This is a genomic window from Winogradskyella epiphytica (genome assembly GCF_003217215.1).
GTDB lineage: Bacteria > Bacteroidota > Bacteroidia > Flavobacteriales > Flavobacteriaceae > Winogradskyella > Winogradskyella epiphytica.
Genome location: NZ_QJTD01000002.1, coordinates 390,409 through 416,170 on the forward strand (window position 1 = coordinate 390,409; position 25,762 = coordinate 416,170).

At 33.6% G+C, this 25,762-nt stretch carries 18 protein-coding genes and 3 tRNA genes; 16 read left to right on the forward strand and 5 right to left on the reverse strand.

The window, feature by feature from the left end; all coding sequences use genetic code 11:
- The first annotated feature begins 90 nt into the window (after window positions 1-90).
- From tsaD to DFQ11_RS07035, 10 genes are all read left to right on the forward strand, one after another.
- On the forward strand, window positions 91-1,113 hold the full coding sequence (gene tsaD / locus DFQ11_RS06990) for a tRNA (adenosine(37)-N6)-threonylcarbamoyltransferase complex transferase subunit TsaD (RefSeq protein ID WP_110475150.1): 1,023 nt from the start codon (window positions 91-93) through the stop codon (window positions 1,111-1,113).
- Between the two features lie 172 nt (window positions 1,114-1,285).
- On the forward strand, window positions 1,286-1,915 hold the full coding sequence (locus DFQ11_RS06995) for a peptidylprolyl isomerase (protein WP_110475151.1): 630 nt from the start codon (window positions 1,286-1,288) through the stop codon (window positions 1,913-1,915).
- Window positions 1,915-2,619, forward strand: a complete 705-nt coding sequence (locus DFQ11_RS07000) for a 16S rRNA (uracil(1498)-N(3))-methyltransferase (RefSeq protein WP_110475152.1) — start codon at window positions 1,915-1,917, stop codon at window positions 2,617-2,619. Before DFQ11_RS06995 ends, DFQ11_RS07000 begins: the two co-directional genes overlap by 1 nt.
- 4 nt (window positions 2,620-2,623) lie before the next feature.
- Window positions 2,624-3,265, forward strand: a complete 642-nt coding sequence (locus DFQ11_RS07005) for a DUF4159 domain-containing protein (protein ID WP_110475153.1) — start codon at window positions 2,624-2,626, stop codon at window positions 3,263-3,265.
- A gap of 233 nt (window positions 3,266-3,498) precedes the next feature.
- The gene (locus DFQ11_RS07010) at window positions 3,499-4,002 is read left to right on the forward strand and encodes a TrmH family RNA methyltransferase (RefSeq protein WP_110475154.1); all 504 of its coding nucleotides are present in this window, start codon (window positions 3,499-3,501) and stop codon (window positions 4,000-4,002) included.
- A 58-nt stretch (window positions 4,003-4,060) separates the two neighbouring features.
- The gene (locus DFQ11_RS07015; RefSeq protein WP_110475155.1) at window positions 4,061-5,149 is read left to right on the forward strand and encodes an AI-2E family transporter; all 1,089 of its coding nucleotides are present in this window, start codon (window positions 4,061-4,063) and stop codon (window positions 5,147-5,149) included.
- A gap of 7 nt (window positions 5,150-5,156) precedes the next feature.
- A complete protein-coding gene (locus DFQ11_RS07020) occupies window positions 5,157-6,335 on the forward strand; it encodes a THUMP-like domain-containing protein (RefSeq protein WP_110475156.1) in 1,179 nt (392 codons plus the stop codon).
- 223 nt (window positions 6,336-6,558) lie between these two features.
- Window positions 6,559-6,642, forward strand: a tRNA-Ser gene (locus DFQ11_RS07025).
- A 25-nt stretch (window positions 6,643-6,667) separates the two neighbouring features.
- Window positions 6,668-6,742 (forward strand) — tRNA-Pro (locus tag DFQ11_RS07030).
- A gap of 21 nt (window positions 6,743-6,763) precedes the next feature.
- Window positions 6,764-6,837, forward strand: a tRNA-Arg gene (locus DFQ11_RS07035).
- A 157-nt stretch (window positions 6,838-6,994) separates the two neighbouring features.
- Here DFQ11_RS07035 and DFQ11_RS07040 read toward each other — a convergent pair.
- Window positions 6,995-9,046 carry an HD family phosphohydrolase gene (locus DFQ11_RS07040; RefSeq protein WP_110475157.1) on the reverse strand — a complete coding sequence of 684 codons (2,052 nt, stop codon included), beginning with the start codon at window positions 9,044-9,046 and terminating at the stop codon, window positions 6,995-6,997.
- Between the two features lie 114 nt (window positions 9,047-9,160).
- On the opposite strand from DFQ11_RS07040, the gene DFQ11_RS07045 reads away from it, so the two are divergent.
- Both DFQ11_RS07045 and DFQ11_RS07050 read left to right on the forward strand, forming a co-directional pair.
- Entirely contained in the window at window positions 9,161-10,339 is a 1,179-nt protein-coding gene (locus DFQ11_RS07045) for an acetyl-CoA C-acyltransferase (protein WP_110475158.1), read from the forward strand.
- 9 nt (window positions 10,340-10,348) lie between these two features.
- Window positions 10,349-11,098, forward strand: a complete 750-nt coding sequence (locus DFQ11_RS07050; RefSeq protein WP_110475159.1) for a C40 family peptidase — start codon at window positions 10,349-10,351, stop codon at window positions 11,096-11,098.
- Between the two features lie 57 nt (window positions 11,099-11,155).
- Here the strand turns inward: DFQ11_RS07050 and DFQ11_RS07055 are convergent, their stop codons facing one another.
- Together DFQ11_RS07055 and gyrA are read right to left on the reverse strand one after the other, a co-directional pair.
- The gene (locus tag DFQ11_RS07055; protein WP_229791258.1) at window positions 11,156-12,436 is read right to left on the reverse strand and encodes a tetratricopeptide repeat protein; all 1,281 of its coding nucleotides are present in this window, start codon (window positions 12,434-12,436) and stop codon (window positions 11,156-11,158) included.
- 38 nt (window positions 12,437-12,474) lie between these two features.
- The gene (gene gyrA / locus DFQ11_RS07060; RefSeq protein WP_110475161.1) at window positions 12,475-15,024 is read right to left on the reverse strand and encodes a DNA gyrase subunit A; all 2,550 of its coding nucleotides are present in this window, start codon (window positions 15,022-15,024) and stop codon (window positions 12,475-12,477) included.
- 448 nt (window positions 15,025-15,472) lie between these two features.
- On the opposite strand from gyrA, the gene DFQ11_RS07070 reads away from it, so the two are divergent.
- Both DFQ11_RS07070 and DFQ11_RS07075 read left to right on the forward strand, forming a co-directional pair.
- Window positions 15,473-18,022 (forward strand): ATP-dependent Clp protease ATP-binding subunit, encoded by a 2,550-nt coding sequence (locus DFQ11_RS07070; protein ID WP_110475531.1) that lies wholly within the window; start codon window positions 15,473-15,475, stop codon window positions 18,020-18,022.
- A gap of 81 nt (window positions 18,023-18,103) precedes the next feature.
- Window positions 18,104-18,481 carry a hypothetical protein gene (locus DFQ11_RS07075; protein WP_110475163.1) on the forward strand — a complete coding sequence of 126 codons (378 nt, stop codon included), beginning with the start codon at window positions 18,104-18,106 and terminating at the stop codon, window positions 18,479-18,481.
- A gap of 28 nt (window positions 18,482-18,509) precedes the next feature.
- Here DFQ11_RS07075 and hutH read toward each other — a convergent pair whose 3' ends face one another.
- Window positions 18,510-20,039 (reverse strand): histidine ammonia-lyase, encoded by a 1,530-nt coding sequence (gene hutH, locus DFQ11_RS07080; protein ID WP_110475164.1) that lies wholly within the window; start codon window positions 20,037-20,039, stop codon window positions 18,510-18,512.
- Window positions 20,040-20,166: 127 nt separating this feature from the next.
- On the opposite strand from hutH, the gene DFQ11_RS07085 reads away from it, so the two are divergent.
- Window positions 20,167-21,204: a TlpA family protein disulfide reductase gene (locus DFQ11_RS07085; RefSeq protein ID WP_110475165.1), complete on the forward strand. Its 1,038-nt coding sequence runs from the start codon at window positions 20,167-20,169 to the stop codon at window positions 21,202-21,204.
- Window positions 21,205-21,269: 65 nt separating this feature from the next.
- Here the strand turns inward: DFQ11_RS07085 and DFQ11_RS07090 are convergent, their stop codons facing one another.
- Entirely contained in the window at window positions 21,270-22,823 is a 1,554-nt protein-coding gene (locus DFQ11_RS07090) for an NAD(P)H-hydrate dehydratase (protein WP_110475532.1), read from the reverse strand.
- Between the two features lie 464 nt (window positions 22,824-23,287).
- Between DFQ11_RS07090 and thrA the strand changes: the two genes are divergently transcribed.
- Window positions 23,288-25,762, forward strand: coding sequence for a bifunctional aspartate kinase/homoserine dehydrogenase I (thrA, locus tag DFQ11_RS07095; RefSeq protein WP_110475166.1), 2,475 nt, complete (start codon window positions 23,288-23,290; stop codon window positions 25,760-25,762).

Sequence of the window (25,762 nt, forward strand, 5' to 3'; positions counted from 1 at the left end):
TCTTATTACCTTTGCCCCTACAATACGTTGTATTTTATGGCATTGGACTATAAGTGGTAAAATTAACAATTATTGTGCCTAATATCGACTATGAAAAAAGAAAATATTTACATCCTCGGCATTGAATCATCTTGCGATGATACTTCGGCTGCTATACTGTGCAACGACCAAATTTTAAGCAATATTGTGGCGGATCAAAAGATCCATACAGAATATGGTGGTGTCGTCCCAGAATTAGCATCTCGTGCACATCAGCAAAACATTGTTCCAGTAGTTCACCAAGCAATTGAAAAAGCTGGAATTTCAAAAGAACAGTTAAGTGCTGTTGCTTTTACTCGAGGACCGGGATTAATGGGCTCATTATTAGTAGGAACGTCTTTCGCTAAATCATTAGCTTATGGTTTAGACATTCCGTTAATTGATGTTAACCATATGCAAGCTCATATTTTAGCGCATTTTATCGACGAAAAAGACCATAAAAAACCACCATTCCCTTTCTTGGCTATGACTATTTCTGGTGGTCATACTCAAATTGTGAAAGTCACTAATCATTTTAAAATGGAAGTTTTAGGTGAAACGATTGATGATGCCGTTGGTGAAGCCTATGACAAGAGTGGAAAAGTATTAGGTCTGGGTTATCCAGCCGGTCCTGAAATTGACAGACGTGCACAGCTTGGAGACCCTAAAGCTTATCAATTTACTAAACCAAAAGTCGATGGTTTAAATTTCAGCTTTTCAGGGTTGAAAACAGCCATTCTTTATTTTGTACAGCGCGAAGTAAAAGCAAATCCGAATTTTGTTGAAGAAAACCTAAATGATATCTGTGCATCTATTCAATACACCATTATTGGAATTTTAATGGATAAACTGAAGTTAGCTGTAAAACAAACGGGCATTAAGCATATTGCCATAGGCGGTGGTGTTTCTGCCAATTCAGGAATAAGAAAAGCATTAAAAGATGCTGAACAAAAGTTTGGTTGGACGACATATATCCCAAAATTTGAATATACGACAGATAATGCTGCCATGATAGCTATTGTTGGTTATTTGAAGTATTTAGAAAATGATTTTTCCGATTTCGACGTGATGGCTACAGCAAGATTAAAAATTTAAAATTCTCCTAAACAAGAAAGATTGACAACTTTATAAACAGAACTCAAATCAGGCTGAAAGTGTATTCGTCTAAGACTTCAAAAAATCTGAATATTCTATTAGACTTTACTTCTATTTTATCTTAAAATTTAGTTGCTTTGCAAAAGCCCCAAACAAACTAAACTTCTGCCATATGAAACGGTTTATTATAGTTTTAATTTTCATCCCAATACTCAGTTTTTCTCAAAATAATATTGAAAGACAATTAGATTCAATTAACTCATCAGAGGACGCCTTATCATTTATAAAAAAAAGCAAATACGATGGTCAGGTTTTTACTTTTAATAAAGAAAAACACAAAACGAGATTAGCAGACGATTTGTTCAAATTGTCTAAAGGGAGTAAAAAAATAATTCGAACAAACTATAACAAAACCTATTATAAAGTATTAGATAAGTCGGAGATTACTTATTATAGGTTTGATATTATTGTAATTGACGCCGCTAAAACTTCTGATTTTGCAGCTAAAGCAATTAGAGCTAAAATACTATCCCAATATAACGAAGGCTACAGGTTTAAAGATTTAGCTAAACACCACTCTACTGGCCCAACGGCTAAAATGAGAGGCGATACAGGATGGATAAAACCTGGTGATATTTCTTCCGCATTTGATGAAGCTGCTTTTAATGAAAATCGCGAACTAAACACAATTTTCAGTATAGATGATATTGAAAACAAAAAGTTTTATCTTGCTATAAAAACTAAAGACAGAACTCCTATTGAGGAAATTACAGTTTTAAAGTTTACTGAGGAAGCCAAATAATGCAATTATTCTACAATTCAAATATATCTGAAGACGATTCCGAATTTAAATTCGACAAAGATGAAAGTCGTCATATTTCTAAGGTTTTACGCAAAAAAGCTGGAGATGTGTTGCACATCACCAATGGCAAAGGCTGGCTTTTTGAAGGTGAATTAACCATTGCAGACGTAAAGAATTGTGTGGTTTCAATCAAATCAAAAAAAACAAAACCTAAACGAGGATTTAATTTACATCTAGCGGTAGCACCAACTAAAATGAACGACCGCTATGAATGGTTTTTAGAAAAAGCCACCGAAATTGGTGTAGAAAGTATCACACCCATTATATGTGATCATAGCGAAAGGAAAGTTGTAAAAATAGAACGTTTTGAAAAAATCATTCAGTCTGCAATGAAACAATCCTTACAGTTTTATATGCCACGGTTGAATGAGCCTGTCCTTTTTAAAGATTTTATGAGTCAAGAGTTTTCAGGACAAACGTTTATTGCGCATTGCGAAGAAACTGATAAAAAGTCCTTAAAATCTCAATTAAATCCAAAATCAGATTGCACTATATTAATTGGCCCCGAAGGTGATTTTAGCCTTAAAGAAATTGAAATAGCATTGGAACACGGATTTATTCCTGTAACTTTGGGAGAAACACGATTACGCACAGAAACAGCCGCAATTGCAGCTTGCCATTCTGTTGCGTTTTTAAACGAATAAGCCAATGAAAAATTTATTTTCAATTCTCTTATTTTTCTTTTCTCTCATTTTATTTTCTCAAGATGTAGCCATCTTAAAATATAAAGGTGGTGGTGATTGGTATAGTAACCCCACGGCTTTACCTAATTTGGTAAAATTCTGCAACACCAATATTGACACAAATATTAACGAAAACACTCAGACTGTTGAGGTGGGTAGTATTGACATTTTTCAATATCCTTTTCTACATATGACTGGCCACGGGAATGTATTTTTTAGCGACGATGATGCTGAAAACTTACGTAACTATCTGGTATCTGGAGGATTTCTACATATTGATGACAATTATGGGATGAAGCCTTATATTACGAAAGAACTAAAAAAAGTATTCCCAAATAGTGAATTGGTTGAACTTCCTAAGAATCATGACATATTCAAAACAGCTTTTGAATTCCCTAATGGCTTACCAAAAATTCATGAGCACGACGGGAAACCACCACAAGCTTTTGGGATTTTTCACGACAATAGATTAGTGCTTCTTTTTACCTATGAAAGTGATTTAGGTGATGGTTGGGAAGATCAAGAAGTTCATAACGATCCTGAAGATGTTAGAGAGAAAGCTCTTAAAATGGGAGCGAATATCATAAAGTATGCTTTTGAGAATTGATGGGAGTTGGAAGTTTAAAAGAACTAGATAATTATGAAGGCATATACCTATCAATTTTTGGAAACTTTAAATAATCATATATTATCAACTGAACTATCTAATTTATAAGACGAATACTTAGGTATAGTTATATGTTGTTTAAGTTCGCCTTCATATCATTCTATATTTAACTTTGAAAACTCTATTGATTTTTAATTGCTCTCAAAAACATAAATCTTAAATCAAATACTCCCTTGCAGCTAAATCACTATAACACCAATTTTAAAAAACAAAAACACCCTATTACATTGGTTTGTGATAATGTGACTAATGCACCAAACATTGGTAGTTTGTTTAGAATAGCAGACGCCTTCGGTATAGACCAGCTTATTTTCTGCGGTTCAGATATCCCCTTGGGAAAACGTATGACAAAGACATCACGCTCAACTGAAAAGTACGTAAGTCATAGTGTAAAAGATGATATTGAAACCGTAGTTAAAGATTTGAAAGACCAAGGACATTATCTTATCGCTTTAGAAATCACAGAAAACAGTCAACCTCTAACTGAATTTAAATTAACAACAACGCAACCCATTGTTATAATTCTTGGTGATGAAAAATTCGGCATTTCCGAAACCATTTTAAAACAAGTCGATGCCATAATTCACATAAATATGTTTGGAAATAATAGCAGCATGAATGTTGTGCAAGCCACAGGTATTACCTTATACGAAATAACAAAACAACTGAATAGCTAATTTGCTGCTTCGACTTCCTACAGGGTTTTATTTCAGCATCTTTAACTATCTTTAACGCATGAATTCAAAAATTATAGCCAACGGCATACTAAGAGCATTAGGTGTTATCCTAGCAACTGCTCTAGTTTTGTTTTTTTTATATAAAATTCAATCCGTAATTGTATACATCGCTATTGCCGTTGTAATTTCTCTTATAGGAAGACCTATTATCATATTTTTAAAACATCGATTAAAATTCAACAATATTGTTGCGGTTATTACAACTATAATACTTCTCTTAGGACTTTTGATAGGCCTCATAGGACTATTTATTCCACTTATTATAGAACAAGGTCATAATTTAGCCCTTCTCAATATTGAACAATTACAGTCCAATATTGAAAGACTATATGATCAAATTATTACCTATTTTCAAATTAACAATTTCGATGTCGAGCAGTCTATTAAAGACTCCAACCTAGTCTCCATGTTAGATTTTGCGATAATTCCTAACTTTTTGAATAGTTTAGTCAGTGGATTAGGTAGTTTCAGTATTGGGTTATTTTCAGTACTCTTTATTTCTTTCTTTTTCTTGAAAGACAGTAAATTGTTTGAAGAAGGCCTTATGACATTTATCCCAAGCGGAAAGGAAGAACGTTCAAGACGCTCAATAAACACAATTAAAGATTTGCTGTCTCGTTACTTTGTGGGACTCATATTTCAAATTTTAATTCTATTTGTAATTTATACGATAGTTCTATTAATTTTTGGAATAAATAACGCCATAGTGATTGCTTTTCTATGTGCTCTTCTGAACCTTGTGCCATATATTGGCCCATTAGTGAGCGGTTTTTTAATGCTTTTACTAAGTATGTCCAGCAATTTAGGTGAGAGTTTTAGTGAGGTAATTTTACCAAAAACGATGTATGTGATGATTGGTTTTATTTTTGCGCAATTGGTAGATAATTTCTTCAGTCAGCCTTTTATATTTTCAAAAAGTGTAAAATCTCATCCACTTGAAATTTTCTTAATTATCATCATTGCAGGAATTCTATTTGGTGTTGTTGGAATGATTGTGGCCATACCAACTTACACAGCCATAAAGGTAATTCTGAAAGAATTTTTATCGGATTATAATATCGTAAAGAAGTTAACCAAAGGTTTATAGTTTTAGTTTGAACAAATCATTACTACATACTGAAATTCAAGATTTTATAAATAATAATTTAAAATCAGATCCAGCCTCATTATTGCTAAAAGGTGTACCTTTTGATACTGTAGATTCAAAATTAATCATAGAGCAAATTGAAGCCAAAAAGCGATGTCAGAAAAAGTTGCCTACATGGTTTAATTCGGAAAATATTTACTACCCAAATAAGCTGAACATAGAACAAACGTCTTCCGAAATAACCGCAGACTTTAAGTCGAAATTAATTTCAGGAAACCACATCATTGACCTAACTGGAGGATTCGGTGTTGACGCCTTTTACTTTTCTAAACGCGTTAAACATGTTACCCATTGTGAAATTAATTCGGAACTATCAGAAATAGTTAGTCATAATTTTAAAGCTTTAAATGTTTCAAATATCTCCTGCCTTAATGAAAACGGAATTGACGCTTTACAAGATATAAACGAACCTCTAGATTGGATTTATATTGATCCGTCACGAAGAGACAATTCTAAACAAAAAGTCTTTCTTTTAGCCGACTGCGAACCAAATATTGAAACACATCACGATTTATTATTAAAATACTCTAAAAACGTGATGATTAAGACATCACCTTTACTTGATATAACAGCCACACTATCCGTTTTACCTCAAGTCAAAGAGATACATATAGTTGCCGTGAATAATGAAGTTAAAGAGCTACTGTGGATTTTGGAACGTGGTTATATTGACGACACTATTATTAAAACAGTTAATCTTCAAAGTAACAAGTCTCAGCATTTCGAATTTAATTTTAACCATGAAAGCAAAGTTATTGCTACATTAAAAGAGCCACTCTCCTATTTGTATGAACCAAATTCAGCCATATTAAAATCTGGTGGCTTCAATATGGTAAGTGACATATTGCATATTGACAAGCTTCACAAACATTCGCACTTATACACATCAGATTATCTTTTAGACTTTCCCGGTCGACGATTTAAAATTGAAAAGCAGATTCCTTTCAACAAAAAAGCCTTCCTGAAGGAAAACATATCGAAAGCAAATATCACCACAAGAAACTTTCCCCTTTCTGTAAATGACATCAGAAAAAAATTAAAGGTAAAAGATGGTGGAGAAATCTACTTGTTCTTTACAACGGATTTCAATGACTCCAAAATAATTATCATTTGTTCGAAAATTTAATAGTGTTTTTTTTGATAAATCTGGCAGTCGGATATTAAAACTCTATTTTTTTCATGTAGGAAAATAAAAATTTGATTCTGTATAAGCTTGATAAATATGGGATTAAATAATCAATATAAAAAAATCGTGCTTTTTTTATAAAAAACTCATCAAAATTGTTGCGTTCTTTAATATGTTGGGTTACATTTGCAACCGCAATTTAGAGATTGTTCTTTAATTTATTGGAGAGGTGCCAGAGTGGTAATGGAGCAGATTGCTAATCTGTCGACGGGTAACTGTCGCCAGGGTTCGAGTCCCTGTCTCTCCGCAATTTTTAATGATAACCGATTTTTCGGGGTGTAGCGTAGCCCGGTTATCGCGCCGCGTTTGGGACGCGGAGGTCGCAGGTTCGAATCCTGCCACCCCGACTTAAGAGAGTAATCTCTAATGGTGGCATAGCTCAGCTGGATAGAGCACCTGCCTTCTAAGCAGGCGGTCCTAGGTTCGAATCCTAGTGCCATCACAAAAAGCCTAACAGAAATGTTAAGGCTTTTTTGTTTTATAAAGTTTTAGATTCGGAATACTGAATTCTAATTTATGCTATCAAGATTCGCAAGCGCGTTAATCAAAAGAATTTATGCAGATTGCATAATCCGTGATGCATAATTAAAATGGAACGACTATTCAGGATACTCTATTCGAAGGTGATAAATATTAGCCAGCTTGCGTTTAAGAACTTTCTTTATAGATTGAATTTCTTTAAATGTGATATCTGCATTTAAAAACTGACCACTTTCGACTTGCTTGTCAATAATATTTTCAACAAATTCGTTAATCTTCGTGCTTGTTGGTTCTTTCAGGCTTTTCGACGCCGCTTCAACACTATCGCACATCATAAGAATTGCAGTTTCCTTACTAAAAGGTTTAGGTCCAGGATAGGAGAAATCTTTTACATCGACCTCTTCTTCCCTAGCCTTCTCTTTCATATAAAAATAATATACCAAACTCGTTCCGTGATGCGTTCTTATAAAATCAATAACCCTGTCTGGTAAATTATATTTTTTAGCAATTTCAATACCATCTAAAGTATGCTCTATAATAATTTTCGCAGATTCCTTATACGATAGTTCATCATGAGGATTAATTCCAGTGCTTTGATTTTCCGTAAAATAGGTTGGGTTTTTCATTTTACCTATATCATGATATAATGCTCCAACACGTATTAACATAGCATTTGCTCCTATTTCATTAGCGGAGGCTTCCGCCAAATTAGCGACGTTTAACGAATGGTGAAATGTTCCGGGCGCTCTATTAGCCAATTCTTTTAACAACTTAGAATTGGTGTCTGAAAGCTCTAATAACGACACGTCCGATACTAACCCAAATATCTTTTCATAGATATAAATTAAAGGCTGAACGAAAAGTGTAGCCAAACCACACAATATAAATAAACCAAAAGTTTCAAGTTTCAATCCAGTTAATTGCCCTTCATGAATAACAAAAAATGCAAAGTAGGCAATGATGTAAATAAAGGTAATCTGTCCGACTGATATAAAAAGATTAGCTCTCTTATATAGTTCTGAAACTGTTAAGATGGTCACCATTCCTGCAATAATCTGAAGGAACATATACTCATAGCTATTAGGTACAATAAAACCTAAGAGCAGCACCGTTAAAACATGTGTAAATAAGCCCAACCTTGCATCGAAAAACGCTTTTAAGACTAAAGGCATAATACATAATGGTACTACATAAATGTATTGCGAGTTAAAATTTATAACCAATGTGGTTAATAAAACCATTAAGGCAATATTGAAAAATATGAAAGTAACTTTAGTATTGTTTAAATATACTTCATGTCTATATTTACTCAAGAATAAGAGCAGCATAAGAAGTGTTAATGCCACTAATAAGGTATAAGCTACGAGTACCCAATTGTAGTTAGAGGTATTCCAAATTTGAGATTCATATTCAGATTTTAATGAGCTTAATATATCATACTGATTTTCTTCAATAACTTGACCTTTTGATATGATAAGTTGATCTTTCTCTACACGACCTCGAGTTAACGAAACTCTTGACAATTCTTCTTCTAATGCCTTTTCTGTTAAAGTCTTATTGAGTTTTATATTAGGCTGAATCACATCAAAAAAGATAGATACCATTCGTTTTTTCGCATCCACAGATATGGCATTACCTAAATTATTCTCTACATGTTCTCGCAATTTTGTTAACTCAAATAAATGGCCATATTGTATTTTTTTCTGAACCTTATTAGAATTTGCAAGAATTACTGGTCTATCGTCGGCATAATTGTAATCTAAATTTAATACACCAGCATTATATAGATTATTGATTAGAGCTTCTCCCTTTTTAAATAAGACCGAGTTTTCAATATTAAAATGAGTAGAGTCATTGAATACTTGGTTAAACCGCGCTGAATAATCGGTTAGCACAGCTTCTTTAATTCCGGTAGTTACATCAAAATACACAAGGCTATTATTCTCAATTTCAACTTGTTCTTTTTTTATTTCTTCTTGAGATTTTTTAATAGCGAAATTAAAAGGAGCATATAAATTTTCAGATTGCCAAGGTTTTCCCTTTTCGAAAGAATATCTGAATTTACCGGTTTTAGGAAATAAATAAACAATAAACAATGTGGTCACCACGAACAACAAAATCTTGTAGACAAGAGCGTGATTCTTATACCATTTATTTAGGAATACATTCATATACAATCAAATGTAATAAATATTAGAATTTTAGACTGCTAATATCATTAATTCATTCTCAAATCTCTCAAAAAATGTTTAATTTCGCATCTATTAACATCAAACAGAAATACAATGAATAAGGACGTCGTTATCGTTTCAGCGGTGAGAACACCAATAGGAAGTTTTTTAGGAAGTTTATCTACAGTACCAGCACCGAGATTAGGAGCTGCTGCTATCAAAGGAGCTTTAGACAAAATTAATCTGAAACCTGAAATGGTAGACGAAGTAATAATGGGTAATGTTGTACAAGCCGGAACAGGGCAAGCACCTGCACGACAAGCTGCAATATATGCTGGATTACCAAACACTGTTCCTTGTACTACGGTTAATAAAGTTTGTGCTTCTGGTATGAAGGCTGTAATGCAAGCTGCTCAATCGATTCAATTAGGTGATGCAGAAATTATTGTTGCTGGTGGAATGGAAAACATGAGTTTAATTCCACATTACTACCACGCAAGATCTGCTACTAAATTTGGACCTGCTACTCTAGAAGATGGCATGCAAAAAGACGGTTTAGTTGATGCTTACGATAAAAATGCAATGGGTGTTTGTGCTGATGCATGTGCTGCAGAATATAAATTTTCACGTGAAGATCAAGATGCTTTTGCTATTCAATCTTATGAGCGTTCAAAAGCAGCATGGGAAGCAGGTAAATTTAAAGAAGAAGTTATACCCGTAGAAGTTCCTCAACGTCGTGGAGAACCTGTTGTTGTAGAAACAGATGAAGAATACACCAATGTAAGAATGGATAAAATTCCTGCTTTGCGTCCTGCATTTACAAAAGACGGTACGGTTACAGCGGCTAACGCATCAACCATTAATGATGGTGCTGCTGCCTTAGTATTAATGAGCAGAGAAAAAGCAAATGAATTAGGTTTAACACCAATTGCAACTATAAAAGGGTACGCTGATGCGGCGCATGAGCCAGAGTGGTTTACTACTGCTCCTGCTAAAGCCTTACCAAAAGCATTAGCAAAGGCAAATGTTGAATTAAGCGATGTTGATTTCTTTGAATTTAACGAAGCATTTTCAGTTGTAGGTTTAGCAAATATGAAACTATTAGGTTTAAACGATAGCAACGTAAACGTTAACGGTGGAGCTGTTTCTTTAGGTCATCCATTAGGATGTTCTGGCGCAAGAATTCTAGTGACATTAATCAATGTTTTAAATCAAAATAATGCTAAATTAGGTGCAGCCGCTATATGTAATGGTGGTGGTGGTGCTTCTGCAATGGTATTAGAACGCGCTTAACCAAATCTTATGCAATACGGCATTTGCAATCTTGGAATTGTACCTATTCGATTAGAACCTAGCGATACTAGCGAAATGGTAACGCAATCTATTTATGGTGATATTTTTAAGGTACTTGAACAGCGAAAAAAATGGAGTCGTATTCGTTTTGCATTCGATAATTATGAAGGCTGGATAGATAACAAACAGTTTATAGAAATTGAAGAATCAGAATATACGGAGCTAGCTTCTGCTGATATTAAACTATCTCAAGATTTAGTTGATTTTGTTTCAGATACTTCAAATAATTTATATCCTATTCCAGCAGGTTCGGATTTAAATGGTTTAAACCTACTTAATCATCAATTTGATGGAACTGTTTTAACTTCAAAATGCGTTAAAGAGAATCTTGTAAAGACATCATTCTTATATTTGAATTCTCCATACTTATGGGGAGGAAAAACACCTTTTGGAATCGATTGTTCTGGCTTTACACAGATGGTTTATAAACTCAATGGTTATAAATTATTACGAGATGCTTCTCAGCAGGCTACTCAAGGAGAAGCCTTAAGCTTTATTGAAGAAAGTGAACCAGGTGATTTAGCATTTTTTGATAATGATGAAGGTACTATTACGCATGTTGGCATAATTATGAAAGATAACTACATTATACATGCCCATGGTAAAGTGAGAATCGATCGGCTTGATCATAGTGGTATTTATAATATTGATACCAAAATGCACACCCATAAATTAAGAGTTATTAAAAAGATTATATAAAAAAAGCGACTAATTAAATTAGTCGCTTTTTTTTAATTTTGAATATAATCTGCAATATTAGTTACCTTTTGCTGAAGCTTCCATTTCCTCAACTTTAGCTTTCATTGCTTTAAATTTATCCATCTCACCTAATGCACTATAAATGTTCATTAGTGTTCTCGCTGCATTTACATTAGTCTTCTTTAATTCTAAAGACTTCTCTAAATAAGGAATAGCTGACTTGAACAAATCTATTCGCTTTTCCTTAAGCTGATCATATTTTCTGTTATCAGCAGCACTAGTTCCTAAACTATTCATCTCTTCTACAATACCAGCCTCACCTTCTAGGATAACAACAGCTAAGTTGTTATAAGCATCAACATAAGTAGGATCTAGCGAAATAGCTTTCTCATAATATTTTACTGATTCCTCAGAGTTACCTGCTTCCGCAGCTAAAACCCCTAAGTTATAAAACAACTCCGGATTGTTAGGGTCTTTTTCTGTAGCTTCCTCCATTAAAACTTTAAACTTTTCTCTATTTCCCATTTGCAAGTAAACATTAGCTTCAGATAATAATAAACCTAAATCGTCTGGGTTTTCTGCTCTAGCATCTGCCATCGCCCCTAAAGCTTTTTCATTTTCTCCTTGAGATACGTAGATTAAAGCGATGTTTTTAACAATCTCTGCTGTTTTTGGCTCACTTCTTTCATCTCTCGGTTTAATATGCGTTTTAAGCGTTTTAACAGAAAAATCTCTACCAGCCTTATCAGCAAATGATTCCTCCTGACCACTTTCCTTATCAGTAGCATAATAGTTCATTTCTGCTCCTGTGTAACCCATATTTTTCAACTTCAGGTAATAATCTAAAGCGGTATCATAATCTTGCGCAGTTACTGCAGATGACGCTGCATAGTAAAGATATAATGTATCCTTAGGAGATAATTTATATACTTTATCGAAACCTTTGGCTGCTAATTTATAATTCTTAGCAGTTAAAGCTTCATTAGCTCTTGTAAGAAACGTATTACTCATATTAGTAGTCATATCATTCGCCTCCTTGGTATACTTTAATTTACCCATTTTAGATTCAAGCTCTCTCAATTTATCTAAAGTTAAGATTGCTTCATCTATATTAGCGTCTGTACCTTTGCCGTCTGCATAAAGTGCTTGTGCTTTTACGAAATAGAATTGAGCTTTTTGCTTCTCATCCATATTTCCCATTAGAGCTTCAGCAGCAGAAACTGCCGATTTAGCATCTGCATAATTTGAATTTTTAAGTGCTTTCTCAACTTCTCTTATCTCTCGTTTTTGCGCGATAGACATAGACGAAACAGCTAAGACTAACACGAGTGTTATCATTTTTTTCATCTCGTAATAAATAGTTTTTTTGTTAATTTTTAGTTTTCATTGTCTGTATTATCAATAGTCGTGCCACCATCCGCAGTTGTTGAATTATCGTCAGTTTCTGATTCTTCAACTTCTTCTTCATCTTTCATTACTTTAGCGACAGCCGCAATAGAGTCATTCCCTTTAAGGTTAATTAACTTTACACCTTGAGTAGCTCTTCCCATAACTCGTAAGTCTGCAACAGCCATACGTATAGCGACTCCTGATTTGTTTATGATCATTAAATCATCTGTATCCGTAACAGATTTAATAGATACTAAATTTCCTGTTTTTTCTGATATAGAGATGGTTTTGACACCTTTTCCACCCCTGTTAGTTATTCTATAAACAGCTTCACCATCTTCTGGATCGTCAATATAGGTACGTTTACCGTAACCATTTTCTGAAACAACTAATACAGTTTCTTCTTGTGGATTTTCAACAGTAACCATGCCAACTACTTCGTCGTTTGGATTAGCTAAAGTAATGCCTCTAACACCAGAAGCATTTCTACCCATCGGTCTAGTTTTAGCTTCTTCGAAACGAATTGCTTTACCAGATCTCAGTGCCAACATCACTTGACTTTCACCTGTTGTTAATTTTGCTTCTAATAATTCGTCACCTTCTCTAATTGTGATGGCATTAATACCATTAGATCTTGGTCTAGAGTATTGCTCTAAAGCAGTTTTCTTAACCTGACCTTTTTTAGTAGCCATAATAACATAATGACTATTAATGTACTCTTCATCTTTTAAATCTTGAGTACAGATAAATGCCATTACCTTATCATCTTGTTCGATGTTAATAAGGTTTTGAATAGCTCTACCTTTAGATGTTTTAGATCCTTCAGGGATTTCGTAAACTCGCATCCAGAAACATTTTCCTTTTTGCGTAAAGAATAGCATATATTGGTGATTAGTACCAACAAATAAATGCTCTAAGAAATCTTCATTACGAGTTGTTGACGCTTTCTGTCCAACACCTCCTCTATTCTGAGTTTTATACTCGTTTAACGAAGTTCGTTTAATATAACCTGCATGAGAAATAGTAATTACTACTTGCTCATCCGGAATCATATCTTCGATACTTAAATCTCCACCAGCATATTCAATAATAGAACGACGCTCATCTCCATACTTCTCTTTAACAACTTGAAGTTCTTCTTTAATGATATCCATACGACGCTCTTTTCTTGCTAAGATATCTTTCAAGTCAATTATTGTCTTCATGATATCTTCGTATTCAGAACGTAATTTATCTTGCTCAAGACCTGTTAACTGACGCAGACGCATCTCAACAATTGCTTTCGCTTGAATTTCTGAAAGTTTAAAGCGCTCAATCAAACTATTTCTTGCTTCTTCAGCATTAGAAGATGCACGAATTATTTTAATCACTTCATCAATATTATCTGAAGCAATAATTAAACCTTCTAAGATATGCGCTCGCTCTTCAGCTTTACGCAATTCATAAGTTGTACGTCTAACGACAACTTCATGTCTATGTTCTACGAAATAGTGAATTAAATCCTTTAGGTTTAACAATTCTGGACGTCCATTTACAAGTGCAATATTATTTACACTAAAAGAAGTTTGTAGTCCTGTATATTTAAATAACTTATTAAGTACAATGTTTGGAATAGCATCACGTTTTAATACGTATACTATTCGCATTCCATTTCTATCCGATTCATCACGAATAGAAGCGATACCATCCATTTTCTTTTCGTTAACTAAATCAGCAGTCTTTTTAATCATGTCTGCTTTGTTAACTAAATATGGAATCTCAGTAACAATAATACATTCTCTACCTTGTACTTCTTCAATATTTGCTTTAGCACGCATTACAATACGTCCACGTCCCGTATGAAACGCTTCCTTTACACCATCGTAACCATAAATGGTTCCTCCTGTTGGAAAATCTGGTGCTTTAATATGCTGCATTAACTCATCGATCTCAATGTCGTTATTATCGATATAAGCAATTGTACCATCTACAACTTCTGTCAAGTTGTGTGGTGGCATATTAGTTGCCATACCTACAGCAATACCAGATGCTCCGTTTACTAATAATCCAGGTATACGAGTTGGCAATACAGTTGGCTCTTCTAACGTATCATCGAAATTTAATTTATGATCTACGGTTTCTTTTTCAATATCTGCCAACATATCTTCAGATATCTTGCGCATTCTTGCTTCTGTATAACGCATTGCTGCCGGACTATCTCCATCCACAGAACCAAAGTTACCTTGACCATCAACCAACATATAACGTAAACTCCATTCTTGAGCCATACGTACCATAGCGTCGTATACCGACGTATCACCATGTGGATGATACTTACCTAATACTTCACCGACAATTCTAGCTGATTTCTTGTGTGCTGAATTTGCCCTAATACCTAACTCATGCATTCCATAAAGAACACGTCTATGAACAGGCTTTAAACCATCTCTTACATCTGGTAAAGCACGTGACACAATGACCGACATTGAATAATCAATGTAGGCCGATTTCATTTCATCTTCAATGTTAATTGGAATGAGTTTTTCTCCTTCTGCCATATATAAAATTAATTAGTTTTTTTGAAAATTTTCATAACGTGCTAATATAACCAAAATACTACTGTTTTAAGCTAAAAACCTGTGATTTTTGGTAATTTTTATTAACAATAACGGATAGGCTTTTCGTTAATAAGTATATGCTTATTTTCTTTGAATTGAAATGCTTTTTTAGTCTATTCGTTTCTTTCATTTTATTGAAAACAATTAAATAATTAACATAAGTCTTATTAAAAGATTGAATTGCGCCGATAATCACCAAAATAAAAAGTGCTATTTTCATGACTAAATGAAAGCAAACCGTAAGTTATACAGCTATTTAGCTACTAATGAATGTGCGGTCTTATTTCGTTTATTTAAGACACATTTTAAAAATCATAATGTTTAGGTACAGTTTTTGACCTATACTCAATATGTTTTTACTATTTTTAAAGCAGAAAGGAATTTAGATATGGATGATAATTTTTCACCAAGAGTTAAAGATGTTATTGCTTACAGCAAAGAAGAAGCCTTACGTTTAGGTCATGATTTTATTGGAACCGAACATTTAATGTTGGGTCTTTTAAGAGATGGTAACGGTAAAGCTATAGATATTTTAAGTGCATTAGATGTAGATCTTAATCACTTAAGACGTAAAGTTGAGATATTAAGTCCAGCAAACCCGAATATTATAACATCTTCTAACGAAAAGAAGAACTTGCACCTAACAAGACAAGCAGAGCGTGCACTAAAAACAACGTTTTTAGAAGCTAAGTTGTTTCAAAGCACCTCAATCAATACAGCACATTTATTATTGTGCATCTTAAGAAATGAAAATGATCCAACAACTAAGCTATTAAATAAGCTTAAAGTGGATTATGATAACGTAAAAGAAGAATTTAAATCTATGATAACTAGCGAAGATGATTATTTAGACACTCCAAAAGCAGAGTCGTTTTCTGATGATGATATGAATGAAGAGGAAGAAGCTAAGCAGAATCCATTTGGTGGACCATCTGGAAAAACGAACAAAAAGTCAAAAACACCGGTTTTAGACAATTTTGGAAGAGACCTAACAGTACTTGCCGAAGAAGGCAAATTAGACCCTGTTGTAGGTAGAGAAAAAGAAATACAACGTGTATCTCAAATATTAAGTCGAAGAAAGAAAAACAACCCTTTATTAATAGGAGAACCAGGAGTTGGTAAATCTGCTATTGCCGAAGGACTTGCACTACGAATTATTAAACGTAAAGTATCTCGCACCTTATTTAACAAGCGTGTGGTAACTTTAGATTTAGCAAGTTTAGTTGCGGGAACCAAATATAGAGGACAGTTTGAAGAGCGAATGAAAGCCGTTATGAATGAACTTGAAAAGAATGACGATATTATTCTTTTTATAGATGAAATTCATACCATTGTTGGTGCAGGTGGCGCAACCGGAAGTTTAGACGCTTCTAATATGTTTAAACCAGCTTTAGCAAGAGGCGAAATACAATGTATTGGCGCCACTACTTTAGATGAATACAGACAGTATATTGAAAAAGATGGTGCCTTAGAGCGTCGTTTCCAAAAAGTAATTGTCGAGCCAACCACAGTTGAGGAAACAATTGAAATTCTTAATAATATTAAGGGAAAATACGAAGAGCATCATAATGTAGATTATACAGATGAAGCGATTGAGGCTTGTGTAAAGCTAACCAATCGTTATATGACTGAGCGTTTCCTTCCAGACAAAGCTATCGATGCTTTAGATGAAGCTGGTTCTCGTGTACATATCACAAATATTGATGTTCCGAAACAGATTCTAGAGTTAGAGAAAAAACTCGAAGAGGTTAAGGAAACAAAAAATAGTGTGGTTAAGAAACAGAAATATGAGGAAGCTGCAAAACTTCGAGACGATGAAAAACGTTTAGAAAAAGAATTAGCTACAGCTCAGACAAAATGGGAAGAAGAAACTAAACAACATAGAGAAGTTGTAACTGAAGATAATGTTGCAGATGTAGTTTCTATGATGACAGGCATTCCTGTTAATAAAATTGCTCAGACCGAAATTAATAAATTGGCACAATTACCTGATTTAATTAAAGGTAAAGTTGTAGGTCAAAATCAAGCCGTTGCCAAGGTTGTTAAAGCTATTCAGAGAAACAGAGCCGGACTTAAAGACCCTAATAAGCCGATTGGTTCATTTATTTTTTTAGGACAAACTGGTGTTGGTAAAACTCAATTAGCTAAAGTTTTAGCTCGTGAGTTATTTGATAGTGATGACGCTCTTGTTCGAATAGATATGAGTGAATATATGGAGAAGTTTGCTATTTCTCGTTTAATCGGAGCACCTCCAGGATACGTTGGATACGAAGAAGGTGGTCAGCTTACCGAAAAAATTAGACGTAAACCATATGCTGTCGTTCTATTAGATGAAATTGAAAAAGCACACCCTGATGTTTTCAATATGCTACTTCAAGTGTTAGATGATGGCTATTTAACTGATAGTTTAGGGAGAAAAATTGATTTTAGAAATACAATCATAATAATGACCTCAAATATTGGTGCTAGAAAATTAAAGGATTTTGGTACTGGTGTTGGATTCGGGACTTCTGCAAGAGCAGCGCAAGAGTCAGATTACGCAAAAGGAATTATTGAAAATGCACTAAAAAAAGCTTTTGCTCCTGAGTTCTTAAACAGAATTGATGACGTCATTGTATTTAACGCTTTAGAAAAAGAAGATATCAATAAGATTATCGATATCGAATTGATAAAGCTTATCGATAGAATTAAAGATTTAGGTTACGAGCTTATTCTTTCAGACGAAGCCAAATCTTATATTGCAGAAAAAGGTTTTGATAAGCAATATGGCGCTAGACCTTTAAACAGAGCTATTCAGAAATATGTAGAAGATGCTCTTGCTGAAGAAATCATCAACTCTAAACTCCATGAAGGTGATACTATCACTATGGATTTTGATAAGGAAAAAGATGCATTAAGCATTGAGATTAAATCTTCAAGCGAAACAACAGAGTCATAAATAAATTTAATAAAACAGGAAGCTTTTTTACTACAAAAGAGCTTCCTGTTTTTTATACAATTATTTTTAAAACACTTAATCATGAAAGAGGCCCTAACCCTAGACTTTTGTGAACTTAGAATTTACGACTTCTATGCTATAGTTGTTGTAAATGAAGGTGTGGATGTAACTTACGAGCAAAATAAAGAGCTCTTAGAGCTTAGTGAAACTTATTTCAAAGACACACCTTTTGTATACATATCCATCAGAGTAAATTCATATTCTGTAGATCCTAAAGTTTATTATCAGACAGCTCGAGTAGAAACTTTAAAAGGCGTTGCTGTTGTATCTAATCGATACTTAGCAAAGACAAACGCTCAATTAGAGAAAATGTTTTTCAGTAAACCTTTTGAGATTTTCTCTGAATTGGATGATGCTATTGAATGGGCAGATAAGTTGATTAATGGAGACAAAGAGTAGTCTCACTAATTAACTTATCCACCTTTTCTTATTTTAAATCATAATGATTTAGAAACAATTCCTCAATCTGTATATCAAAATCCTTTAAAAACTGGATTGAAGCTTCAATAGAGTCATGTAACACCTCATCTACTTTCATAAAAGGTACTTCATCTTTATATTGTTCTAAAAACGCTTCTAATAATGGAGATGTTTTTAATGGTCTTCTAAATTCTAGTGCTTGTGAAGCATTCATAAGTTCAATCGCAATCACGCGTTCCACATTTGTAACCAATGTATAAGCTTGTGTAGCGGCATTAGCTCCCATACTAACATGATCTTCCTGACCATTACTTGAAACTATACTATCTATACTCGCTGGAGTCGCCATTTGTTTATTGGCACTTACGATACTCGCCGCTGTATACTGCGGAATCATAAAGCCTGAATTTAGTCCTGGATTATCCACCAAAAATGCTGGTAATCCTCTTAAACCAGAAACTAATTGAAATATTCTTCTTTCTGAAATATTACCAACTTCAGCCATAGCAATTTTTAAGTAATCCAATGCTAATGCTAGTGGTTGACCGTGGAAATTCCCTCCCGATATAATTAAGTCTTCTTCATGGAATATATTCGGATTATCAGTTACCGAATTTATTTCAGTTAAAATCACGCTCTCTACAAAATCTAATGTGTCTTTCGTAGCGCCATGAACTTGCGGAATACATCGGAAAGAATATGGATCTTGAACATGCTCTTTCTCTTGGGTTATAATTTCACTCCCATCTAAAAACTCATTAAAGCGCCTCGCTACTTTACGTTGCCCTGGGTGAGGTCTAACCGCATGAACTAAATCGTGAAATGGGTCTATTCTTCCATTAAATGCATCTAAAGATATACTCGCTACAAGATCTGCCATATAGGATATCTTATGAGATTTTAGTAAAAGAGATACGCCGTAAGCACTCATAAATTGCGTACCATTTAATAAAGCTAAACCTTCTTTTGCTTCAAGTTTAATTGGTTTCCAGTTAAACTCTTTTAAAATTTCAGCTGCATCGTACTCCTTATTATTATGAACCACTTTCCCTTTACCTAACAATGGAAGAGCTAAATGTGCTAATGGCGCTAAATCTCCTGAAGCTCCTAAAGAACCTTGTGTGTATACAAAAGGAAATATATCATTATTAAAAAATTCAATTAACCGATTTACAGTTTGTAACTGAACACCACTATGACCATAGCTTAGCGACTGAATCTTTAAAAGCAACATCACTTTAACCACAGATACTGGCATTCTATCACCAGTTCCACAAGCATGAGACATAACTAAGTTTTCTTGAAGTTGAGATAAATCAGTATTGGAAATCTTAACATTATATAATGAACCAAATCCCGTATTAATACCATAAATAGGTTTTTCATTATTAGCTAATTTAGCGTCTAAATAAGTTTTACATTTCTGTATGTTATTTATTGACTCATCAGATAGTTTAAGCTTCTTATTTTCATAAAAAATCTTATAAATAGTTACGATGTCTAACTCTTCAGATGATATTAAATGGTAATTCTCCATGAGGTCTAATTTTAATTGTTCAAAAATTGATAATAATTTTGGATTCCACAAGATTTTGTTAATAATTCATTCTGTCTTTGAATTTGCTTTTTAATGTTTATTTTTGAGGTTGAACAAAAAATTATTTATGAAACGAATATTAACACTCTGTATTGCTGCAACTATAGTAGCATGCAAAGGAGAACCTAAAGATTACGCTACACTTTCTGGAAAAATTGAAAATTTTGATGACAGTAAAACAATTACAATTTTCAATGCAAAGACTTATACCAAAATTATTCAACTTAATGACGATGGTACGTTTAAAGACACCTTAAAGATTGAGGAAGGAAATTACAACTTTCAACACGGACAACAACATGGACGAATTTTCCTAAAAAATGGTGATGATATAACATTCGAAACGGATTATAAGAATTTTCCAGAATCTATGGTTTTTAAGGGAGAAGGTTCTGATATCAACAACTTATCATTAAAATCTGCTTTAATTTCTAAAGACTTTTTTACAGACGAATTAGTTAGCTCTGGATCAAAAGAAGAATTCGACAAAGCTATAGAAGATTACAAATCAGCTTATAATGAATTAAAAAATAAATATAAAAATGTTGATTCTTCTCATGTTGCTATGATGGATAAAAACATTAATACTACGGTACAGCAATTGACAAACTTTATGTCAAGAAAATTTGCTACACTGTCCGCATTCCCAAAAGGATCTGCATCTCCTACTTTTGAAAATTATGAAAATTATGCAGGTGGAACTATGTCACTTTCAGATTTCAAAGGAAAATATGTTTATTTTGATATTTGGGCCACTTGGTGTGGACCATGTATTAGAGAAATTCCTTTCCTTAAAGAAATTGAAAAAAAATATAAAGGAAAAAATATTGAAATTGTAAGTATCTCTGTCGACGAAGGAAGAGGTTATAGAGGAGATAAAGCGGCAGCTTACGAAGGATGGAAGAAAATGATTGCCGATAAAGATTTAGGTGGAATTCAACTTATGGCTGATAACGGCTTTAATTCAGAATTCATTAGAAACTATAAGATCAATGGTATCCCAAGATTTATTTTGGTAGATCCTGATGGAAATATTGTGAGTGCAGATGCTCCAAGACCATCAAGCCCTGAATTGGTAAAATTATTCACAGAATTAGGTATTTAAAAATACTCAACAATAAAAAAAGCCTGTCTTATTAGTTTAAGACAGGCTTTTTCTGTTTAAAGAACTTACTTTTTCTGTTCTTCTTCTTGCTGTGGCTGTTCTGGTTGTTTAAACAAATCGATATAAGCTTCACCAATTGTTTCTATAATATGACTTGCAATTAAGCTTTGATAGCCGTAATCTTCTAAAGAAATATCCGCAGATTTTCCATGAAGATAAACACCAAAAATTGTGGCCGCTAAGGGCTCATAACCTTGAGCTATTAATCCTGAAATTACACCTGTTAAGACATCTCCACTTCCAGCAGTTGCCATTCCTGGATTTCCGGTTGTATTTACATAAAGTTTATCGTGATATACGGTTATAGAATGTGCGCCCTTTATCAGCACTATTACATTATATTTTTTGGAAAAGGCTTTTACTTTCTTTAATTTTTCGAAATCATCAGACCACTTACCCACCAAACGTTCTAGCTCCTTAGGATGTGGTGTTAGTATTGTCTGAGCCGGGAGTAGCTTGAGTAAACTTTTATTTTCAGCTAGTAAGTTTAGACCGTCAGCATCAATGACCAATGGTAGTTTATTTGATTTCAAAAACGTTTGGAACGCCTGCATTGTTTTTTCTGAAGTTCCGAGTCCTACTCCAATTCCAACAACGCTTGGTTTTATATCAAAATTGATATTTGAAATAAACTTTTCTTCATCATCCGTAATAACCATTACTTCCGGAATGGCTGTTTGTAAACTGTGGTACCCACATTTAGGAGTGTAAGCGGTTACTAAACCAGCGCCAGAGCTCAATGCTGCTCTACTCGCTAAATTTACAGCTCCTATTTTACCATATGAACCACCAATAATTAAAACATGACCAAACATACCTTTGTGAGAGAATTTTTCTCTTGGCTTATAAAGTGGTATTACTTCAAGCTTAGCAATCAACTCTGCTTCAGTTTCTGTTTGGATTAAATAGTCTCTATCGATACCAATATCTAATGCTTCCCAATGAGCCGTATACTTAGCGGTGTCTGGTAAAAAGAAAACCAATTTCGGAGATTGAAAACTTAAGGTATAACTAGCATGTACAACGGCATCCTCATCTTCTACGGGTCTATCTGGGTATAATCCTGAAGGAAGATCAATTGCTAAGGTAAAGGCTTTCGATTCTCTAAATTTCTGAAATAATTTTTGCACCCATTCATGCGGTGGACGATTAATTCCTATACCAAAAACCGCGTCAACAATGATATCTTCTTCACCGATTACTATGTCTTCAAAGTCATTATTACAACTCAACATTTTTGGCCAATCCTTAGAAACATTCTTAATACGATCGTAATTGATTAAGAAATCCTTTGTTCGCTTGTCACTGCAGTTAACTATGTAGGTAATTACATTATAACCATGAGTGATTAAATGTCTTGCCAACACCAAACCGTCTCCACCGTTATTTCCAATTCCGCAAAACACATGAATTGGCACTTGAGCTCCTTGCATTCGTAAATGAATCCAATTGAAAATTTGAGTCCCTGCACGCTCCATTAAATCAGTTGATGAGATATTTTGACGTTCAGTGGTTAATTTATCTCCTTCGTAAATTTGTTCTTTAGATAATAATTTCATGTGTTTTTTCTTGTTCATTTTATGATATACACGTGGACCATAATTACGGTTAAATATAATTCAGACACATGTAAACAGGTTTAAATTTCACTCTTTATACTCAACTTCAACAACTTAGAATATTGAACATCCCAATATAATGTCTAATAAGTTAGAATTAAACAATAAAATAGCCTCTATATAATTAATTCTATAAAAAGCTGCTTTAAGTTTTTTTTTTCGTTGTAAAAATAATACATTTGAAAGGTAATGAAGAAAATTAAAGACATATCATTCAACACATCTCATAGTTCTAACTATGCAGTTATGTCTATTATTTTTATTTCTACTATGATTACCCCTTGGGGTAATTTATAAACTATAATCCGTCCTATTTAGTCTATTCAGACACTTTTACTTTTTTCATTTCCATTTATATGAAACATCCATGATGTAGCGTATAATCTTTTTAAAACATTTTGAATATGAGAGTACTTAAGTTTGGTGGAACCTCTATCGGTTCAGCTGATAACATAAATAAAGTAATTAACATTTTAGATGAAAAATCTAAAAGTGATAATATTGTCGTTGTAGTTTCTGCTGTTGGAGGCATAACCGATAAATTATTAGAAGCAGCAAATTTAGCCTGCGATAAGAATTTAGACTATAAACCTGCTTATGAGGTTATATGTTTGATTCATAAGACAATCATTGATGAGTTATTTTTAAATTCTGAAAAGAATTTAACTATTCAAACGCATTATACACAACTCCACCAAATAGTTTCAGAAAAACTCAGTGAACTAAGTCGTCTTTTAGATGGCATCTATCTTATCAATGAATTATCACCTAAAACAAAGGATAAATTATTAAGTTTTGGTGAGGGACTATCTTCAACGATTATCTATCACACCCTCAAATCAAGACAGATTGATGTAAGTTTTAAAAATTCACAAGATTTAATTGTAACTGATTCTACCTTCAATAATGCAATCGTCAATTTTGGAATTACAGATAAGAATATTAAAACCTACTTTGACTCTAGTTCAAGTGCTATAGTACTACTTCCCGGTTTTATAGGAAAATCCTTAAGAGGCGAATTTACAACTTTAGGTCGTGGAGGTTCGGACTATACGGCAGCTATAATTGCCGCCAATTTAGAAGCAAAAGAATTACAAATATGGACAGATGTAAGCGGCATGTACACCACGAACCCGAAATTGGTTAAACAGGCAGCACCAATAGTTCAGCTTTCATATCAAGAAGCTATAGAGCTATCGCATTTTGGTGCTAAAGTATTGTATCCACCTACTGTTCTGCCAGTGCTTAAGAAGAATATTCCGATTGTAATTAAAAACACACAAGCACCAAAAGCTATCGGAACAACTATAACCGAAATCGTTGTTCCCAATGGAGGTTCACCTGTTAAAGGCATTAGTAATATCGATAAAATTGCTCTATTGACCTTACAGGGTAATGGAATGGTTGGTGTCCCTGGTTTTAGTAAACGTTTATTTGAAATACTTGCTCAAGAAAAAATCAACAGTATTTTAATTACACAATCGTCTTCAGAGTATTCCATTTGTTTCGGTATTTTAGAAGAAGATGCGGCTAGAGCAAAAGAAGCTATAGATTTAGTATTTGAATATGAAATTCAACTTCAAAAAATTGATCCAATTATTATTGAAACTAACTTATCTATCATCGCCGTTGTTGGAGATAAGATGAAAAATCACCAAGGCATTAGCGGTAAAATGTTTAGTACCTTAGGAAAAAACAATGTAAATATAAGAGCAATCGCTCAAGGAGCATCCGAGCGAAATATCTCAGCTGTAATTAATAAAAACGATGTCAAAAAAGCATTAAACTGTTTGCACGAGCAGTTTTTTGAAACTAAAACCAAACAAATGAATTTATTTATTACTGGTGTAGGTAATGTTGGAGAACGTTTATTAGAGCAAATAAAACAACAAAAAGCCTACGTAAAAGAAAATTTTAAAATCAACTTACGAGTTATTGGCTTATCCAATTCAAGGACCATGGTTGTTAATGATGATGGCATCAATTTGAAGCATTGGAAAGACGAACTGAAAGATGGTGAGAAAGCAAGTTTAGAAGAATTTTTCGAGCATGCTAAAAACCTAAACTTAAGAAATTCAGTTTTTATAGACATCACAGCTAACGAAGCCGTCGCAAACAGTTACGCTAACTACCTTAAAGAAAGTATGTCTGTTATAGCTTGTAATAAAATTGCTTGTTCTGGTGATATCAATTATTATAATGAATTGAAAACATTATCTCGAAAATATAATGCATCATTCTTATTTGAAACCAATGTTGGCGCCGGCTTACCCATAATAGACACCTTAAATCATTTAATCACTTCCGGAGACAAAATAAACACGATACAGGCTGTTTTATCTGGGAGTCTGAATTTTATTTTTAATAATTTTAACGCGGATACCACTTTTCATGACGTTGTAAAACAAGCTCAACAAGAAGGTTATACAGAACCAGACCCTCGGATTGATTTAAGCGGAATTGATGTGGCTCGTAAAATTTTGATATTAGCTCGAGAAAGTGGCAATGCTTTGGAATTATCAGATATTGAAAGTGCATCATTTTTAACACCTAAGGCTAACAGTTCGGAGTCGGTAGAAGATTTTTTTAAAACATTAATTGAAGATGAAGGCCATTACCAACATTTATTAAAATCCGCTCAAAAATCTCATTGCCAATTAAAGTTCGTAGCTGAGTTAGATAATGGTAAAGCCAAGGTTGGACTAAAAGAAATCCCAGAAGGGCATCCTTTTTATAATTTAGAAGGAAAAGATAATATAGTTATGTTTTACACACAACGTTATTCCGAACAGCCTTTAATTATAAAAGGTGCTGGTGCTGGTGCAGACGTTACTGCCTCTGGCTTGTTTGCCGATATCATTAGAATCGCTAATAATTAA

Excerpts from the sequence above, each read along its gene's own strand:
- DFQ11_RS07000 (WP_110475152.1), top strand. The coding sequence starts at position 1,915 with ATGCAATTATTCTACAATTCAAATATATCTGAAGACGATTCCGAATTT.
- thrA (WP_110475166.1), top strand. The coding sequence starts at position 23,288 with ATGAGAGTACTTAAGTTTGGTGGAACCTCTATCGGTTCAGCTGATAAC.
- tsaD (WP_110475150.1), top strand. The coding sequence starts at position 91 with ATGAAAAAAGAAAATATTTACATCCTCGGCATTGAATCATCTTGCGAT.
- DFQ11_RS06995 (WP_110475151.1), top strand. The coding sequence starts at position 1,286 with ATGAAACGGTTTATTATAGTTTTAATTTTCATCCCAATACTCAGTTTT.
- DFQ11_RS07085 (WP_110475165.1), top strand. The coding sequence starts at position 20,167 with ATGAAACGAATATTAACACTCTGTATTGCTGCAACTATAGTAGCATGC.
- DFQ11_RS07070 (WP_110475531.1), top strand. The coding sequence starts at position 15,473 with ATGGATGATAATTTTTCACCAAGAGTTAAAGATGTTATTGCTTACAGC.
- DFQ11_RS07050 (WP_110475159.1), top strand. The coding sequence starts at position 10,349 with ATGCAATACGGCATTTGCAATCTTGGAATTGTACCTATTCGATTAGAA.
- DFQ11_RS07090 (WP_110475532.1), bottom strand. The coding sequence starts at position 22,823 with ATGAAATTATTATCTAAAGAACAAATTTACGAAGGAGATAAATTAACC.
- DFQ11_RS07005 (WP_110475153.1), top strand. The coding sequence starts at position 2,624 with ATGAAAAATTTATTTTCAATTCTCTTATTTTTCTTTTCTCTCATTTTA.
- DFQ11_RS07045 (WP_110475158.1), top strand. The coding sequence starts at position 9,161 with ATGAATAAGGACGTCGTTATCGTTTCAGCGGTGAGAACACCAATAGGA.
- DFQ11_RS07075 (WP_110475163.1), top strand. The coding sequence starts at position 18,104 with ATGAAAGAGGCCCTAACCCTAGACTTTTGTGAACTTAGAATTTACGAC.
- DFQ11_RS07015 (WP_110475155.1), top strand. The coding sequence starts at position 4,061 with ATGAATTCAAAAATTATAGCCAACGGCATACTAAGAGCATTAGGTGTT.
- hutH (WP_110475164.1), bottom strand. The coding sequence starts at position 20,039 with ATGGAGAATTACCATTTAATATCATCTGAAGAGTTAGACATCGTAACT.
- gyrA (WP_110475161.1), bottom strand. The coding sequence starts at position 15,024 with ATGGCAGAAGGAGAAAAACTCATTCCAATTAACATTGAAGATGAAATG.
- DFQ11_RS07040 (WP_110475157.1), bottom strand. The coding sequence starts at position 9,046 with ATGAATGTATTCCTAAATAAATGGTATAAGAATCACGCTCTTGTCTAC.
- DFQ11_RS07055 (WP_229791258.1), bottom strand. The coding sequence starts at position 12,436 with ATGATAACACTCGTGTTAGTCTTAGCTGTTTCGTCTATGTCTATCGCG.